Here is a 2,242-nt window from a genome sequence, read left to right as displayed (position 1 = left end):
AGGCGCTGCCCGACTACATGGTCCCCGCCGCCTTCGTGGCGATGGAGGCCCTGCCGCTGACCCCCAACGGCAAGCTGGACCGCCGCGCCCTGCCCGAACCCGAAGCCGAGGCCGGACCCCGCCGCGCGCCGCGCAACCAGACCGAGGCCGCCCTGGCCGAGCTCTTCGCCGAGGTGCTGGGCACCCCCGAGATCGGCATCGACGACAGCTTCTTCGCCCTTGGCGGCGATTCCATCTCCTCGATCCAGCTGGTCGCACGCGCCAGGAAGGCAGGCATCGCCATCAGCGCAAGGCAGATCTTCCAGAACCCCACCATCGCCGCGCTGGCCCCGCTGGCCACGGCCCCGGCCCTCGCCGCACGCCCGCCCGCCGACCCCGTCGGCCCCTTCCCCGCCACCCCGATCATGCGCTGGCTGCAGGACCAGCCCGGCAATCACGACGGCTTCCACCAGGCCATGCTGCTGCGCGTGCCCGCCCATGCGCCGCAGGTCTTCGAGCAGGCCCTGGACGACATGCTGGCGCTGCACCACGCCCTGCGCCTGCGCGGCGAGGGCGAGACCATGGCCATCGCCCCGCAGGGCAGCATCCGCGCCCGCGACTGCCTGGCGGTGCTGGCCCCAGGCGAGGATCCGACCGCCGCCGCCGAACGGGCGCTGGCCGAACTGTCGCCGCGCAAGGGCCAGATGCTGCGCGCCGTGCTGGCCCCCGATCCCGACCGGCCCGATGCCCGCCTGCTGTGGCTGGCCATCCACCACCTGGCCATCGACGGCGTCTCCTGGCGCATCCTGCTGCCCGATCTCGCCGCCGCCGCCGAGGCACGGGCGAAAGGCCGCGAACCAGGCCTCGATCCGGTGCCGGTCTCGTGGCGCGACTGGGCCACGGCCCTGCCCGGCGCCGCCGCCGCGCGGCGCCACGAGTTGCCCTTCTGGCAGCGGATGACCCCCGATGCCGCCTGGCCCGCAGGCCCGCTGGACCCCGAGCGCGACACCACCGAGACCCGCGGCGGCCTGATGCGCGAGCTGCCCGCCGACATCACCCGCTGCCTGCTGACCCGCGCCCCCCAGCGCATCGGCGGCGGCGTGGGCGACGTGCTGCTGGCCGGCTTCGCCATCGCCCTGGCCGGCTGGCAGGCCGAACGCGGCCTGGACCCCGCCACCGCCGCCTTCGAGCTGGAGGGCCACGGCCGCGAGCCGCTGGCCGAAGGCGCCGATCTCAGCCGCAGCATCGGCTGGTTCACCAGCCAGTTCCCGCTGCGCCTGTCGCTGCCCGACGCCACGGTCCCGGCCGATGACGAGGCGCTGGACCGGCTCATGAAATCGGTCAAGGACCAGCTGGCCCGCCTGCCCGCAAACGGCCTGGGCTACGGGCTGCTGCGCCACCTGGACCCCGAGGGCAAGGCCGCGCTGGCCGGGCATCCCGCCGCATGGGCCGGGTTCAACTACCTGGGCCGCTTCGAGGCCGCCACCGATGCCGCCACCGATGCCGCCGATGGCGGCTTCTGGCGCCCGGCCGAAGGCGCCTTCGCCGCGCCCCGGCCCCCCCGGCCCCGGCCGCTGGCCCGGCTGGTCGATCTCAATGCCGTGACCGAGGACCGCCCCGGCGGCCCGGTGCTGGTCGCCGACTGGTCATGGGCCGCCCGGCACCTGGACCAGGCCGAGATCGCCGAGCTGGCCGGGCGCTGGTTCGACGCGCTGGCCCGCATCGCCGCGCTGACCGAGGCCCGGCCCGAACGCGTGCTGACCGCCTCGGACGTGGCCCTGTCGGGCCTGGACCAGCCGGCCATCGACGCCCTCTCGGCCCGCCTGCCGCTGGCCGACATCCTGCCGCTGTCGCCGCTGCAGCAGGGCTTCCTGTTCCATGACAGCTATGACGACCAGGGCGCCGGCGCCTATGTCGTGCAGATGGTCTTCGCGCTGGACGGCCCGCTGGACCCCCAGCGCCTGCGCCGCGCCATGCGCGCCCTGCTGGCCCGCCACCCCAACCTCGCCGCCCGCTTCGACCTCGTCGGCGAGCGCATGGTCCAGCTGATCCCCCGCCAGCCCGACCTGCCATGGCTGACCCACGACCTCTCGGGCGACCACACCCAGCGCCACGACGAGCAAAACGCCATCCTGAAAGCCGACCAGAACACCCGGTTCGACCTGAGAAACGACCCCCCGATCCGCGTAACACTCATCTCCGAAACAAAAAACAAACACAAAATCGCAATAACAACTCACCATATCGCAATCGATGGATGGTC

At 73.6% G+C, this 2,242-nt stretch carries 1 protein-coding gene; it reads left to right on the top strand.

From position 1 onward, the window contains the following. On the top strand, window positions 1-2,242 hold a 2,242-nt coding region (locus C9E82_RS23780; RefSeq protein WP_244936075.1), incomplete at both ends, for a condensation domain-containing protein.

The organism is Paracoccus sigandri (assembly GCF_003709565.1).
Lineage (GTDB): Bacteria > Pseudomonadota > Alphaproteobacteria > Rhodobacterales > Rhodobacteraceae > Paracoccus > Paracoccus siganidrum.
Note: the sequence above shows the minus strand (reverse complement) of the source record. Positions and strands in the feature narration are given on the sequence as shown.